The organism is Streptomyces sp. NPDC059169, assembly GCF_042755225.1.
Taxonomy (GTDB): Bacteria; Actinomycetota; Actinomycetes; order Streptomycetales; family Streptomycetaceae; genus Streptomyces.
The window spans coordinates 96,055-110,730 of sequence record NZ_JBHZCF010000021.1 but is presented as its reverse complement, the minus strand read 5'-3'; the positions used below and the strand labels follow the sequence as shown (position 1 = coordinate 110,730).

General features: G+C 71.2%; 10 protein-coding genes and 1 tRNA gene. 5 read left to right on the top strand and 6 right to left on the bottom strand.

The features are described from left to right. The first annotated feature begins 60 nt into the window (after positions 1-60). Both ACFXOM_RS30915 and ACFXOM_RS30910 read left to right on the top strand, forming a co-directional pair. Positions 61-1,539, top strand: a complete 1,479-nt coding sequence (locus tag ACFXOM_RS30915) for a glutamate-cysteine ligase family protein (protein WP_384941485.1) — start codon at positions 61-63, stop codon at positions 1,537-1,539. Positions 1,540-1,880: 341 nt separating this feature from the next. After that, positions 1,881-2,993 (top strand): XdhC family protein, encoded by a 1,113-nt coding sequence (locus ACFXOM_RS30910; RefSeq protein WP_385040604.1) that lies wholly within the window; start codon positions 1,881-1,883, stop codon positions 2,991-2,993. A 195-nt stretch (positions 2,994-3,188) separates the two neighbouring features. Here ACFXOM_RS30910 and ACFXOM_RS30905 read toward each other — a convergent pair whose 3' ends face one another. After that, on the bottom strand, positions 3,189-3,965 hold the full coding sequence (locus tag ACFXOM_RS30905) for a VOC family protein (RefSeq protein WP_384941489.1): 777 nt from the start codon (positions 3,963-3,965) through the stop codon (positions 3,189-3,191). 482 nt (positions 3,966-4,447) lie between these two features. On the opposite strand from ACFXOM_RS30905, the gene ACFXOM_RS30900 reads away from it, so the two are divergent. The 3 genes from ACFXOM_RS30900 (at position 4,448) to ACFXOM_RS30890 (ending at position 6,980) form a co-directional block, all read left to right on the top strand. Further along, the gene (locus ACFXOM_RS30900; RefSeq protein ID WP_384944576.1) at positions 4,448-5,812 is read left to right on the top strand and encodes a neocarzinostatin apoprotein domain-containing protein; all 1,365 of its coding nucleotides are present in this window, start codon (positions 4,448-4,450) and stop codon (positions 5,810-5,812) included. 119 nt (positions 5,813-5,931) lie between these two features. Next, positions 5,932-6,006 (top strand) — tRNA-Trp (locus ACFXOM_RS30895). Positions 6,007-6,554: 548 nt separating this feature from the next. Continuing rightward, a complete protein-coding gene (locus tag ACFXOM_RS30890; RefSeq protein WP_384941493.1) occupies positions 6,555-6,980 on the top strand; it encodes a VOC family protein in 426 nt (141 codons plus the stop codon). Between the two features lie 253 nt (positions 6,981-7,233). Here the strand turns inward: ACFXOM_RS30890 and ACFXOM_RS30885 are convergent, their stop codons facing one another. From ACFXOM_RS30885 to ACFXOM_RS30865, 5 genes are read right to left on the bottom strand one after another with little or no spacing between them, the layout of a single operon-like run. Next, complete coding sequence (locus tag ACFXOM_RS30885; protein WP_384944578.1) at positions 7,234-9,738, bottom strand: aldehyde dehydrogenase family protein; 2,505 nt, start codon at positions 9,736-9,738, stop codon at positions 7,234-7,236. Then, positions 9,735-10,901, bottom strand: coding sequence for an acyl-protein synthase (locus ACFXOM_RS30880; RefSeq protein WP_384944580.1), 1,167 nt, complete (start codon positions 10,899-10,901; stop codon positions 9,735-9,737). Before ACFXOM_RS30880 ends, ACFXOM_RS30885 begins: the two co-directional genes overlap by 4 nt. After that, a complete protein-coding gene (locus ACFXOM_RS30875; protein ID WP_384944582.1) occupies positions 10,898-12,034 on the bottom strand; it encodes a GNAT family N-acetyltransferase in 1,137 nt (378 codons plus the stop codon). Before ACFXOM_RS30875 ends, ACFXOM_RS30880 begins: the two co-directional genes overlap by 4 nt. Further along, entirely contained in the window at positions 12,031-13,314 is a 1,284-nt protein-coding gene (locus tag ACFXOM_RS30870; protein ID WP_385040601.1) for an MFS transporter, read from the bottom strand. Before ACFXOM_RS30870 ends, ACFXOM_RS30875 begins: the two co-directional genes overlap by 4 nt. Further along, on the bottom strand, positions 13,311-14,573 hold the full coding sequence (locus ACFXOM_RS30865) for a phenylacetate--CoA ligase family protein (protein ID WP_384941502.1): 1,263 nt from the start codon (positions 14,571-14,573) through the stop codon (positions 13,311-13,313). The genes ACFXOM_RS30870 and ACFXOM_RS30865 overlap by 4 nt, the downstream gene beginning before the upstream one ends. Positions 14,574-14,676 lie beyond the last annotated feature (103 nt).

Below are 14,676 nucleotides of genomic sequence, written 5' to 3'. Positions count from 1 at the left end.
CCCGGGGAGTGGGAGGCTGAGAGGCGGGGGGTGCGGGCCCGAGTAGATGCGGGAGGGCCGATGGGCCGAGACGTCCCCGCGCTGGTGTTCACGCGTGACGACCGCCGACGCTACCGGAACAAGATGCAGCAGTGCCTCGACACCTTCGCGCTGATGTTGCGCGAGGCGCGCTTCGAGTACGAACGCCCACAGGTGGGCATCGAAATCGAACTGAATCTCGTCGACCCGCGCGGTGAGCCCACGATGCGGAGCACCGACGTACTGGAGGCGATCGCGGATCCGGCCTGGTCGAGCGAGCTGGGCCGGTTCAACCTCGAGATCAACATTCCACCGCGCCGGCTGACGGCGGGCGGCCCCGACGCCTGGGAGCAGGAGATCCGGGACGCCCTGAACCACGCGGAGGAACGGGCCGCGGCGGTGGGGGCGCACCTGGCCATGATCGGGATCCTGCCCACGTTGCGACAGTCCGACGTGGGCGAGGGAGCCCTCTCGGAGAACCCCCGGTACCGGCTGCTCAACGAGCAGGTGTTCGCCGCCCGCGGTGAGGATCTGCGGATCGCGGTGGACGGGGTGGACCGGCTGCGCACCTACGCGGACACCATCACGCCCGAGGCGGCGTGCACCAGCACCCAGTTCCATCTGCAGGTCTCTCCGGACGAGTTCGCGAACTACTGGAACGCGGCACAGGCGATCGCGGGCGTGCAGGTCGCCCTCGCGGCGAACTCACCCTTCCTGTTCGGCAAGGAGCTCTGGCGCGAAACCCGCATCCCGTTGTTCGAGCAGGCCACGGACACGCGCCCGGAGGAGATCAAGGTGCAGGGCGTGCGCCCGCGCGTGTGGTTCGGGGAACGGTGGATCACCAGCGTCTTCGACCTCTTCGAGGAGAACCTCCGCTACTTCCCCGCGCTGCTGCCGCTGTGCGACAACCAGGACCCGATGGAGACCCTGGACGGCGGCGACACGCCGGAACTCGCCGAGCTGACTCTGCACAACGGAACGATCTACCGCTGGAACCGCCCCGTCTACGCCGTCACCCACGACAAGCCCCACCTGCGGGTGGAGAACCGCGTGCTCCCCGCCGGTCCCACGGTCGCCGACGTTTTGGCGAACGGCGCCTTCTACTACGGACTGACGCGCGCGCTCGTCGAGGAGGAGCGGCCCGTCTGGTCCCGGATGTCGTTCTCGGCGGCCGAGGACAACCTGCACACGGCCGCCCGGCACGGTATCGACGCCCGGCTGTACTGGCCGGGCATGGGCGAGGTACCGGTCGCGGAGCTCGTCCTGCGACGGCTGCTGCCCATGGCCCACGAAGGACTCGAACGTTCCGGCATGGACGGCGCGTGGCGCGAGCCCCTGCTGGGCATCATCGAGCAGCGGTGCGTCACCGCACGGAACGGGGCCGTCTGGCAGGCGGAGATGTACCACCAGATCGACGACACCGCCCACGTCAGCCACCACGAGGCGTTGCGGCGCATGACCCAGCAGTACATCGAGTACATGCACCTCAACGCCCCCGCCCACACCTGGCCCGTCGACTGAGCGGCGAGGATGGCGCGGACCGCGGCGGGGTACGCGGACCGGGGCGGGCTACGCGTGCGGCGGACCGGGTGGGCTGCCCGCCCGCCGTCGCGCCTCCGCAGCGCGACCACGGGTGACCCACCGCGGTCGCCCGGACGACACCACCCGGGCAGGAGGCCGCGCCCCAGGGGTGACAGGCGAGCAGGGCGCCCGGCACACGCCTCCCGCTCGGGCACAGCCCCGTCCTCCCTGCGGCACCGTCCGCTGCGGGGGCCACCCGGGCGAACTTCCGGGGAGGTGCCCCCGCGACCGGGGGAAGCAGGTGAACGTGCACGAGGAACGAGTGGCGGAAGGAGCCGAGGATGCGTGACATCCTGCCGGCGCTGAGCCGGTGGTACGCGGCGGGCGAGCCGTTCGGTCTGGCGACGGTCGTGGCCGTGAGCCGCAGCGCACCGCGCGGACCCGGAGCGGCCATGGGAGTCGGCCCGGGCGACGAGGTGGTGGGCAGCGTGTCGGGCGGATGCGTCGAAGGCGCGGTCTTCGAGCTCGCGAAGGACGTCGTCGTCGACGGCGAGGCGCGGCTCTGCACCTTCGGGTACAGCGACGAGGACGCGTTCGCCGTGGGGCTGACGTGCGGCGGCGAGATCACCCTGCTCGTACGGGCCGTCGCCCCCGACACGGATCCGTCGTTCGGTGCCGTCGCCGAGTCCGTGGCGGCACACCGTCCCGTGACGGTCGCCACGGTGACCGAAGGGCCCGCCCTCCGCGGCGCCGCCCTCGCCGTCTGGCCCGATGACACGGCCGGTTCGCTCGGGGCGTCCGGCCTGGACGCCGCGGTCACCGCCGACGCACGGGGCGAGCTGGCCCAGGGCGCGACGGTTCTGCGGCACTACGGACCGCAGGGGCAGCGCAGGGAGGACGACATCGCCGTGTTCTTGCACTCGTTCGCACCGCCGCCGCGGATGCTGGTGTTCGGCGCGATCGACTACGCGGCTGCTGTCGCCCGGATGGGCGTCTTCCTCGGCTACCGGGTGACGGTGTGCGACGCGCGTGCGGTGTTCGCCACGCCCAAGCGCTTCCCGGAAGGCGTGGAGGTCGTGGTCGACTGGCCCCATCGCTATCTGGACCGCACCGAGACCGATTCCCGCACGGTCGTCTGCGTCCTGACGCACGATCCGAAGTTCGACGTGCCGCTGCTGGAGCAGGCTCTGCGCCGTCCCGCGGCGTACATCGGTGCCATGGGCAGCCGCCGCACGCACGACGACCGCACGGCGCGCCTTCAGAAAGCAGGTCTGGACGACGGTCAGTTGGCCAGGTTGCGCTCACCGGTCGGACTCGATCTGGGGGCCCGCACGCCGGAGGAGGTCGCCGTGTCCGTGGCCGCCGAGATCATCGCCCTGCGGTGGGGCGGCAGCGGGGCCCCGCTGGCGACGACGGCAGGCGCGATCCATCCCGGTGGGCCCGGCCCCGTGTGACCTCCTGGTGCCGGGTGGCATGGGACCTCCTGGTGCCGGGGCGACGAGGGTCCGGTGTCGCTGACGGCCGCCGCCGGTGTCCGCCGGACCCGGCGCCAGCGGGTCCCGGGCAGGGACGTGCTGGGGCCGGCGGCACCGGTCGACCGGCGTGCCGGCGCCGAGCCCTCGTCGTCGCGCGTTCACCACCCCTGGTGTTCACCCCTGACGCGGGCGCGGCTTCAGCACGGCGAACACCGCCCCGCCCGGGTCCGCCAGCCAGGCGATCCGTCCGACGTCCGGTACGTCTGACGCGGGCATGAGCACTGCGCCGCCGTTCTCCTGCACCGAGCGGACGGTCGCGTCCGCGTCCGCCACCGCGAAGTACGGCACCCAGCGGGCCTCCTCCCCAGGTCGGCCCGAGAGCGGTGCCACGCCCCCGAAGGATCCCTCCTGCCGGTCGCCCTCCTCGATGCTGAGCACCCGGTACGTCATGCCCGGCACCTGCATCTCCTCCGAGCGCCAGCCGAACAGCCCGGCGTAGAAGCGGATTGCCGCCTCGGGATCGTCGACGTGCAACTCCACCCACACCAGGCTGTCGTCCTCCGACGTCCTTTCCAGCCCCGCTCCCGACTGCAGCACGGCGAACTGCGCTCCCTGGGGGTCGGTGAACTGGGCCAGCCGTCCCTCTCCCACCTGGAGGGGCTCGACGCGTACGGCCCCACCACCGGCACGCACACCGCGGGCGGTGTCCTGTGCGTCGTCGCTGCGGAAGTACGTCGTCCAGGCCGACGCGGCCCCTTCCTCGGTCAGGGGCCCGAGAGCGCCGACGATCTTCCTGTCCTTCGTGAAGAACCCGTACCCGCCCGTCTCGGGGCCGGCGGAGACGATCTGCCACCCGAACACGGCTTCGTAGAAGGCGGCGGCCGTGTCGATATCCGGGCTGCCGAGGTCGATCCAGTTGGGAGAGCCGGTGCGGAAGTCGGTGCCGAGCATGGGGTTCCTCCTCGAGGACGGTGCGCAGACCCGTCACTATGCCGACCGTACGGACGCGGTGCGGCCCTCCCGTCCGGTCGGCGCCGGGGTTTCACCCGCGCTGGGGAACAGGATTCCCGGCGGCCGGACTCGGTGTCCCGGTCCGCACGCGGGGTACCACACGGCGGCTTGTATCCGTCGGTGACGCTGGCTGAAGTTGCCGCTGGCAGTGTCACGAGCCGACCACAAGGATGTCCATGGCCAAGGATGTCGATGAAGGACGGGAGTACATGGGTTTACGACGAAGAACACGGGGCGGCTCGCGCACGGGAGCGCTGAGACGTGGCGCGGTCGTGCTGATGCTCGCCTGCGCCGGTGCCCTGGTGGTCCCGGCAGCGTCACAGGCGGATCCTGCGGCTGCCGCATCGACTGTTGGCGCGTGCTCCACCGACTCCACTGCCGAGGGCCGTGCGGGCACGCCGGTATCCGACAGTCTGGTGTCCGTGGACCGCGCTGATGGCCGCATCGCCCAGTTCCAGCTCTTCCACGACGTCTCCGCGAGCGGGGGCCTGCCTTTCGTCTGGCAGCGCGAACAGGGCGCTCCGGGGGATCCGTTCGGGCCGTGGCAGCGGGTCGGTGCGGCAACCGTGGGGCCGAAGGACTACACGATTTCCGCCGTCGAGAACGCGGCGGGCAGACTGGAGGTCCTGTTCCCCAGCTACGGCTCGTACTGCCATGTGCGGGAGGACGACAGCACGGGCGGCTGGAGCCTGCCCTCCCCCTTCGGGCTGTCGCCGACTCCGTATCACGGCGGAGTCGTGCTGTTCAAGGAGCGGGACGGCAGCATCGACGCCTTCGCCTCGGGGTCGCGTGACGGACTCGCGATGGAGGTACGGCACCAGCAGGACGTCAGCAGCGGCTGGGGACCCGTCCGGTCCATGGGTCGGGTGCCGGAAGCGAACGTGGGCCTCGGCCAGCCGAGCACGGTGGAACAGCTCAAGGACGGACGGCTCCACGTGACGGCGCGGGAGTGGAACAGGAACCGTACCTGGGAGATCCTCCAGACGGCACCGGGCGGCGAGTGGGGTCCCTGGCAGCTGCAGTCCACGCCGAGCACGCAGCCACTGCTGGCCGCCGCTACGGGGAGGGGTGCAGCGACGCCACTGATCACCAGCGGCCCCCGGCTCGAAGCGAACCGCACCACGTCGCTGCTGGACGGGGACATCGTCACGTTCACCATCACGGGCGGGCCGCCGAAGGCCTACGTCTGGGTCAAGCAGTGCGGCCCCTCGGCATCCGCAACGACCTGCGACAACGCCACGGGGCGCCAGTTCCGCGTGTACCCGGACGGCACCTACGCGCCCGCGCCGAAGAAGCTCTACGCCCAGCTCAGTACCGGCGCCGGCAGTGTCGACTGCCGCACCGCGGGGCCGGACCAACCGTGTTCCCTGGCCCTCACGGACAACACGGGGGCCCTGCTGGCTACCCTCCCGTTGACTTTCCAGCCCGACGGCAGCCTTGAGGCACCACCCACCCTGCGGGTGGACCCCCACGAAGGCCTGGTGGACGGCCAGTCCGTGCGCGCGACGGGCGACGGCTACGAACCGCGCTACCACGTGGTGGTCATGGAGTGTGCCAGCGGCGCGACCGACACCTTCGGCTGCCGCCCACGCAGCAGACCGCCGGCGACCAGCGACAGCGGACAGGTCGACGAGACGGTCACCTTGTCGGTGACGTTCACCAGCATCGACGGCCGCACCATCGACTGCCGCACCGAGGGAGCCTGCGAGCTGGTCGTCTTCGGCACCCGGGTCCGCGGGCCGGATTCGGTGCGACAGCCGCTCGAATTCCTGGCCACGGCCCGATGACGCCCGGCCGGTGACGCGCCACTGACCGGCGCTACCCGACCCACACGGGTCAGCGAAACCAGCCGCACCGATGGTTTGCGACTCGGGACGGCCGGGAGTCCTAGGATGGCGGTCGAGGCGGAACCGTAGCGCAGAGGTCGTCGCGCGCGGTCTCCACCATCGCGAGGACGCCGGTTCGATTCCGGCCGGCTTCACCTCCCCTGCCACGCACGCCCGGGTCCAGGCGGCGCGCGACAGCCGTTTTCCGGATATCTCCTCCGCACGACGCACCGGAGTGCCGGGTGGCGGTACGACGACGACCGCGCGCCCGGCTACGCACCGCCCACGGTGATCACGGGGTGCGGTGCCGACGGCAACGAGGAGCGTGCGCGGAGCCGTTGGAGAGGCGCCGCGAGGATCACACCCCGCCACCCGTGCCCGGCTCCAGGACCTTGGACGCCGGACACCGGGGGCCGGTGCGACCGCATCCGGGGCGGTCGTCCGCGCGCCACCAGCGGATTCGTTCCTCCGGGCGGCCGGGGCGGCTCGGGCATGTCGTGCATCGGCCCGGGAGTTGCCCGGCACGCCGGAGAACCGTAGAGTGATCATGTGACTACCGGGTCGGCCAGAGGCCATGCACGAGTGGGTAACCCGGCCTCGGCGTGAGCGCGAGGCGGGCCCGAGCCCCGCCCCTCCTCCTCGTCTTCCCCGGCGCCAAGCAACGGCGCCCTCAACGGACCATGACCAGGAGAGACATCCGCACATGCCACATGACCGTCACCATCTACCCGGCGCGGGGCAGTCCACTGCCATCCAGCTGAATCACACCGCCGTCTACGCCACGGACCGGAGCCTGTCGGCCGAATTCATCGCCGCGGTCCTGGGCTTGGAGGTGGGCGCTCCCTTCGGCCCGTTCCTGCCCGTGGACTTGGGCAACGGCGTGACCCTGGACTACTACGAGAAGCGCGACGAGCCCGTTCAATCCCAGCACTACGCCTTCCTGGTGCCCGAGGAGCGGTTCGACGCGATGCTCGGCCGGCTGGAGGCGGCCGGGGTCACGTACTACGCCGATCCGCGCCACACCGAACCCGGCCGGATCAACCGCTTGTTCGGGGGGCGCGGTGCGTATTTCGACGACCCCGACGGCCACAACATGGAGATCATGACCAGGCCGTACGCGCGGCCGTAGCCGCTCAGGGAGGACGTCCGCCGTCGTGCCTCCAGGGGTCCCCCGGCGGCACGACGGCACGGCCTCCGGGCACCTCCACGGCAACGACCGGGCAGCCCTCGCGGCCCCGGTCGACGGCGCCGCCCGCGCGCCCGGCACGCACGACGGGACCGCGGTCGGCTTCCGCCGCGGTCCGGATGACGAGGTCGCCGGTCCCACCGTTACCACGGAGGGGCCGGCGACCAGGCTCTCCGCCGGTCGTCAGCGCGGGTCGTCAGCGCAGGTCGACCACCGTGCGCAGCTTTCCACTGGTGGTGGTGCGCTCGAACGCGGCCATCGGAACGGTCTCCACGGCGAACGCCAGCAGTCCCTCCGACTCGGCCGAGGCCAGGTCCGCCTCCTCGGCGACGAACGCCGCCCGTGCGGTCGCGCGATCCGGAGCGTACCGCTCGTCCAGGCGGATCGTCATGCGCTCCCGCCCGGGATCCGCGGCGACCAGCAGTTGCACCTCTCCGTGGTAGCCGAGGCGCTCCTGCGCCGCCTTCAGGAAGCGCCGGTAGTTGAAGAAGTACGTGCCGACGCGCACGACGTCACCGTAGCGCCCGAGGAGTTCCACGCGCGGCACGTGACTACCGCACGGGCACACCCCCTCGACGGCGCGGCCCAGATCACCGATCTCGTAGCGCTCCAGCCGTTGCCCGGCGCGCGCCCGTGAGGTGAACACCAGTCGCCCCGGTTCGCCCGGTGTCACCGGCCGGTCCTCGTGCGTCTGGAGGATCTCCAGCGTGTGCAGATCGGTCAAGAGGTGGTGGACCGAACCCTCGGATTCGGAGCACTGGTAGCCGAGCGGTCCGAGATCGGTGCTGCCGTACGCCGCGGAACGGATCACCTCGACGCCGAATTCCATGGTCAGCACGCGGCGTTGCTCTTCGGTGAAGTGCTCGCCACCGTAGAACACCGTGCGGACGCCGCCGTAGTCCCGCAGCTTCTCCGCTTGGTCGTGGAAGAGCTGCCACAGGTAGGAGGGCATCCCGAAGACGGTGTCCACCTCGTGGGTGACCAGAGCTTCGGCGACCGCGGCGTGGTCGGGGCCCGCGGCCATCGGGATCTGAGTGGCGTTCAGCCGTTCCAGGATGGAGAAGAAGCTGATGAAGCTCCCGTACATCCCCCCGCAGTAGAACAGGTTGGCCGCCCGGTCGCGGGCCGGGTCGAACCCTGCCGCGAGCAGCCCGTGGGCGGCGGCGCGCATCTGGTTGTCGTAGTCGTCGCAGGTGAACACCGACAGCGCAGGTGAACCGGTGGAACCGCCGCTGCGGAAGTGCAGATGGGCGTGGGCGGGGGCCAGGTGTCGCAGTGCCCGCTGTACTTCCTGCTTGCCCAGTAGCGGTCCCTGCGGCGAGGCCGGCAGCACCGGGGGTGCAGCCAGGTCGTCGAGGCAGGCCACCGTGCGGAACTCGGAGTCGATGGCCCGTACGGTCACGCGCCGGCTGTATCGCTGCAACGCGTAGACGCCGTCGTGCGGTTCGCCCTCGTAGCCGTCCAGCATGGAGCCGACCGGGGTGACCCGGGTGACACCGGCGGCGAACACCGCACGGGACAGCGCGGCCACGTCCGCCCGGCAACCGCCGATGGCGGCGGTCTGCAGGTAGCGGCGCATCGGCCGCAGCGTCGCCGTGACCGCGTGCCGGGGCAACGGCTTCACCCACACGCTTCGGTACAGCGGGGAGGCGTCGAGACCGGGACGGCTGTCGGCGAGGACCCGCCAGGAGCCGTCGTCCGCGGCGATCACCTTGGTCAGACCGAGGTGCTGCTCGAGCCGCGCGAGGGTCTGCACGGTGGTGATCTCGGCCCGTTCCGCCGGGTCCGGTTGTGGTGCGCTCCGTGCGTCGGAGACCGTGGCGAGCCGCCGGGCGAACCGCTCGGCGAACGCGAAGACCTCCTCGGTGTCGTCGGTGTCGAGGTAGACCACCTGAGGGCTGGAACACGCCTGCTGCTCGAAACGGCAGACGTCCTCGGCGAGCGCGTCGAGCGTCAGGTCGTCCGCCGCGGCGCCCCGGGACAGGTAGGCGAAGGAGATCCGGTGCCCCCACTCGATGACCCGGCAACCGGGCGGCGCGAGCTCGTGCACGGCCCGCACCGCTTCTTCGCCGCCCCAAGCGGCGATCGCGTCCGCCTGCCCGCACAGCGCTTCCAGCCACTCCCGGCGGGACGACGGGAAGCGCAGGGCCACCACGCGTTCGGCGATCAGCCCGGTGGTGTCGGCGGCGCCGAGCGCTGCCAGCAGGTCGAGGCCGAGGAGCGTGTCGGAGCTGCTCGCCTTGAGCACGTTCAGATTCCCGGCCAGCAGGCCCTCCACCACGCTCAGCGGCGCCACGGCGGAGGCGTTGCCGGGCGCGATGTGCACCAACAGCCCGACGGGGGCCCAGGACTCGTACACCGTCTCACGGGCGTCGGGGCGGGTCAGGCGCTCGGGGCGCAAGTCGCCCAGCTCGCGGCGGAGCTTGCGTTCCAGGGCTTGCCGGGTGAGTGCCGCGGCCAGCTCCGCGAGGGTCGCGGCGGCCTCGTCCTCGGGCAAGTGCGCCGCCAGCCGGCCGTACAGCGCGGAAGCGGGGTCGGCCAGCTGGGAGCCCACTGCGGCGCAGGCGCCGAGGACCACATCGGTGGGCAACACCCGCTCGAGCACGCGCCCGGTGAGCTCGGGCAGGCGGGCGAGCCTGCGGGCCGCCTCTGCGTCATCGACGAACTCGCCCTGCCAGAGGTGGGGTGCGGAGGTGGTCACGACATTCCCTTCAGGAGTTCGGCGGCGGCGACCGCGCAGCTGCGGTTGCGGCTCACCCCGGCACGGCCGTGGACGGTGAACCATTCGGTGGACAGCGGGCAGCCGCACTCATCGCCAGGGTGCAGCGAGGCGAGGTCGCCCATCACGACGCTGTGCGCCGGCACGGAAGTGATGTACGGGCTGACCAGATGCAGGAAGCCGGGTTCGCCGTACGGCAGGGGACACAGCGTCGCCGTGTCGCGGACGGCGGCGCGCGACCACACCGGCAGGTGCAGCCGGTGCCGTTCGCACTCGACGTAGGGCACGCAGTGCTCGACGGAACCGAAGGTGTCGCGCACCCGGTCACCCGGGATGCCGAGGCGTTCGGTCACCTCGGTGTAGAACTCCTCCTTGCCGATCTGCCGGTCGGCGTGGCCCTTCCAGCCGCCTCCCAGCACCACGAGCGATCCCTCGGGGAGCCGCAGCGGTGGGAGCCCCATCGTGCGCATCCGTTCCAGGGTGAAGTACAGGAAGGCCGGGAAGCCCAGGATGCGTACCGGGACGTCCTCTTCGGCGTAGCGCCGGAGGGCCGCGATGCAGCCGTACACGTCGAACTCGTGGCCCGAGCCGGTGTGCCGCAGCGCGTGCGCGGTGTGCCGGGCCGGGGCGAAGTCACACAGGTAGTTGTCGGTGAACGAGGTGCCGAGCTTGACTGATGGCGCGGGCTCGTAGCTGTAGAGGAGGTAGTTGACCGGCTGGTCGGGGGTGATCCAGCCGTAGTGGTCGAAAATCCGGGCAACCATGCGCTGTGCCGAGCGGATCGTCCACTCGTCGAAGAACATCTGCGACTTCTGACCGGTGGTGCCCGAGGAGGTCAGATGGAGGAAGACCTCGTCGCGGGGGATGGAGAGCACCTCGTGCCGCTTGAAGAACGCCGCGGGCACGAGCGGCGTTCGCACGTCTTCTCCGACGGTGGGTGCGGGCGCCTCCGGCGTGTCCTGGAGCAGGGACGCGAAGAACGGGGAGCGCTGCGCGTGCCAGGCATTGACCTCGGCCATGGCCGCGGCGAACAGTTCGTCGGCTTCGGGGCCGGTCGCGTACGGCGTGGCCAGGTCGCACAACCGCTGGACGTGGCCGAGGTCCGCCGGGTCGGGGACCTCGACGGGAGCGAGATGGGGGTTCATCGGGACACCTCGTGAAGGGGCAGGTAGGTGGAGGCCCAGGCGCTCAGGTAGGCGCTCAGGTACGGCTGGAGCAGTGGGCTGACGGCCGTCTGCCTGAAGTCGATCTGACGGTTGGTCCGCGACAGCACCACGTAGTCGTGGAAGCGGTCGCCGATGCGGCGCATCGCGGGGTAGACCGCGCTCGGTACGAAACCCGACGCCAGGAAGACCTCCAGGGCTTCGGTGTCGGAGAGCGGCAGCAGCGTCTCGGCGTAGTCCGCGCCGGCCCGGGTGACCGCCGACACCAGTGCCTCCAGCGCGCCCGTCACGGCAACCGGGCGGGGGTGCACGGCCACCAGGGCACAACTACCGGCCACGGGGTCGAGATCGGCGTACGCCTCGAAGCGGCCGTCGGCTGCGACGAGCACGGCGTTCGGCGTGTGCAGCGGGAAGAACCGGTCCCCCGCGTCGGGGAAGCGCTCCAGGAAACGGCGGCGCACGAAGGCCGGAGCGGCGATCAGTTCGATGGGTTCGAACCCACCGGCGGAGCGCGCCGGGGGACGTGGGGCGAGGCGCCCGGCGTCCGCGTAGTCGATGCCGATGCCCGTTACCGCCGCGGTCAGCAGCGCCGCGAGCCGCTCGGGTACGCGCGCTATCGGGGCACGGTGTTCGAGCACGCCGTCCGCATAGCGGGCGAACAGGGCCAGGCTCTCGCAGCCTTCGACTTCCACCGCGTTGGGCATCAGTCCGAGCGGACGGAACCCGTTGCGCACGACGACCTGCTGCGGGCCCTCCGTGACGACGCGGACGGTCGCGTACACCGAGTCGAGACGGCCCGTTCCGAACGCCTCGCCACACACCGCGCCGGTCAGCCGCGAGGCCAGTCCCCCGCCGCGCCGTTCGGGGTGTACGGCGAGCCCGACGAGCTTGCCGATGCGGCTGCCGGGGTCGGTCTGTACGACCGCGGAGCCCACGAGGTCGCCGGAGGCCGTGCGGGCGGTGAGCCAGTGCGCCGCACCATCGGTGATCAGCCGGCGCATGACGCCGGGGTCGCTGCCGAGGGGCACCGGATAGCCGTGCCCGTACACGTCGAAGTACAACTGCCGCAGTTCCGCGATGTCCTGGACCGCTGCCGGCGCGAGGGCGACGGTCATGAGGCGTCTCCCGCCAACGCCACGGGGCGCCCCTGGGTGGAGGGCCGGGGCTCGGCGTCCGCCGCGTCCCTGCCGAACCACCACAGCGCAAGGGTGACCGGAACCAGGCCGGCGCCCTGCACCAGACAGAGGGCGCGGGCGGTCAGGTGGTCCCCCAGTGCGCCGAAGACCAGGGAGGAGAGCGGGAATGCGGCGCCGAGCAGGGCCTGCATCATCGCGAAGAAGCCCGGCTTGTCGTCGGCGGGCACCAGCCGCTGGAACAGTGCCACGAACCGGACGCCGATCACACCGACGCACCATCCGGCAACGACCAGCGACCCGATCGCCACCGCGTGTCCGGTCAGCAGCCCCGGCAGGGTGAGGGCTGCGGCCATCACGGCCAGGCAGACGCTGCCCACGGTGATCGGCCGGCCCGGAAGACGCCCGCCGGTGAACGAACCGAGCAGCGTGCCCGCGCCCAGGGCCGCCTCCAGTGCGGCCACGGTGGAGCCCGTGGAGCGCAGCACGCCCTGGGTGTACAGGGGCATCACGACGAACACGGCGGTGGTGAAGACGTTGGCCGCGGCGAAGCAGAGCAGGACGCGGCGGATGAACGGGAGACCGGTCAGCACCTGGCGCAGTGTGCGCCGCGCGGGCACGTCCTCGTCCGTCGCCTCCGGCGCCGCGGCGTACGGGAAGCGGACCGGGGCGATCAACACGGCTGCCAGCAGGTAGGCGCCCGCGCACACGGCGACGACGCCCGCGAGGCCGCCCGCATCGACCATCAGGGGGCCCAACAGTCCTCCGGCGAGCCCAGCCAGTGACTGGGTGGAGAGCTCAAAACCGGTGGCCTCTTCGATGTCGGCGTCCTCGACGAGTTCGGGCACCGAAGTCGTCAGACACGGGTCGAAGACGGCCTGGCAGGTGGCCAGCGCCATGCCGGCCGCGTACGCGGCGATCACCGGCAGGCTTTGGGCGTAGGCACAGGCGGCGGTGCTCGCGGCGACGACACCTGCTGCTCCCGCCGCGGTGGCGAGGACCGTACGGTGGGCGTGGTGGGCGACGATGCGGGCGACCACCGGGGCGAGCGTGACCGCGGGCAGGGTGCTCACCATGAGGAACAGGCCCGCGTCGAGCCCGCGGTGGTCGCTGCCCGCGGCACTGACGATCCACCACACCGCTCCGACCTGGAACATCCTGATCGCTCCCTGGGTGAGGAGCTGCCCCGCCCACACGGCGCCGAAGGACGGGTTGCGCAGGACGACGGGCAGACGCCGCGCGGGAGTACCCGATGTGCTCATGAGTGCGGCCGTTCGTCGACGACGCGGATCAGCTTGCCGGAGCGTGCGTTGAACGCCAGGTCCCGGTGCCGTACCCATTCCACGGCGAGCGGGTTGACGTACCCGGCTGCGGTCGCCGTCGCATAGAGCGGGCGCTGCGCCAGGACGGCCGTGGCGATGGATTCGCCCAAGGGGCGGTGGTCGGTGCCCGGTTCGCCCACGGCGAGACGCAGTGTCAGGCCGTCCCTGCCGTCCTGGCGGTGCACCACGAGTTGCACTCCGGTCACTTCACCGGCGGCGTCGGTCGCCGTGACGATGTCGTGCACGTCCTGGGTGTAGAGCGAGACGGGACCGACCCGCACGCCCTCCTCCGCGCGGCCGAGGATGCGGAAGACGCCCGCATCCCGGTCCACCCATGCCGCCCGGTCACCGGCGGGGTAGCGCAGGATGGGCATCAACCGCCTGCGGAGGTCCGTCACGACGAGTCGGCCCGGAACCCCTTCGCCGTCGACCGGCCGGTCGGTCTCGTCGTCGAGAATCTCGACGAGGGAGTGCGGGCGGAACGTCCGGTGCACCCGCGGGTCGCCACCGGGGACAGCTTCGCCGAGCAACCCGGCGTCCACGCTCGCGTAACCGAGGGAACGCGCCTCGGCGTTCGGGAAAGCGTCCTTCAGCAGGGGAAGCTGGTCGCCAAAGAGACACTCACCGCCGAAGAACAGCAATTCCACCTCCGGCAGGGTGCGTCCGGTGGACCTGATGTGTTCGGCGAGTGAGCAGAGCGTCGTGGGCGTCGCGGCGACGACCTGTGCCCCAAACTCCTCCAGGGTGGCCGTGACGGATTCCGGGGGCGTCGCGCCACCGAGGGGAAGACGTACATTGGTCACCGGGGAGCGGTGCAGTGAATCGAGAATGAAGGTGAAACTGGCGTAGAGGTCACCGGCGTAGAACAGGTCCGCCACCCGGTGGCCCGGACGTAGCCCGGCCGTGACGAGTCCGGAGCCGAAGGCCGTCGTGAACTCGTGCCATTCCGTGCGGGTGTAGCAGGAGAACTTCGGGGAGCCTGTGGTGCCGCCGCTACGGAAGACGACCGCTTCGTTCAACGGTGCGGTCAGCAGCCTGTTGTCACGCGGCGAGTTGGCTCGCCAGAAGTCGTCCTGTGGGACGACCGGCAGGTCGGTGAGATGAGCCGCGCTCTCCGGGAGGTGGGCGTAAAGCTGCTGGTAGAAAGGCGAGTTGTGGCGCACGAAGCGTATCAGCTCCGCGAGAGATTGAACGGGCATCAAATCCTGCTCGAAGGCATACTCGTCGAACCGCAGGCAGCCGTGAACGGCCGACGCCGGTCGACGAAAGGGATTCGCTCCGACAGGGCGGAGGAATCCATCA

Coding starts and splice junctions, on each gene's coding strand:
- ACFXOM_RS30915 (WP_384941485.1), top strand. CDS start 61: ATGGGCCGAGACGTCCCCGCGCTGGTGTTCACGCGTGACGACCGCCGA.
- ACFXOM_RS30910 (WP_385040604.1), top strand. CDS start 1,881: ATGCGTGACATCCTGCCGGCGCTGAGCCGGTGGTACGCGGCGGGCGAG.
- ACFXOM_RS30905 (WP_384941489.1), bottom strand. CDS start 3,965: ATGCTCGGCACCGACTTCCGCACCGGCTCTCCCAACTGGATCGACCTC.
- ACFXOM_RS30890 (WP_384941493.1), top strand. CDS start 6,555: ATGCCACATGACCGTCACCATCTACCCGGCGCGGGGCAGTCCACTGCC.
- ACFXOM_RS30880 (WP_384944580.1), bottom strand. CDS start 10,901: ATGAACCCCCATCTCGCTCCCGTCGAGGTCCCCGACCCGGCGGACCTC.
- ACFXOM_RS30875 (WP_384944582.1), bottom strand. CDS start 12,034: ATGACCGTCGCCCTCGCGCCGGCAGCGGTCCAGGACATCGCGGAACTG.
- ACFXOM_RS30870 (WP_385040601.1), bottom strand. CDS start 13,314: ATGAGCACATCGGGTACTCCCGCGCGGCGTCTGCCCGTCGTCCTGCGC.
- ACFXOM_RS30865 (WP_384941502.1), bottom strand. CDS start 14,573: ATGCCCGTTCAATCTCTCGCGGAGCTGATACGCTTCGTGCGCCACAAC.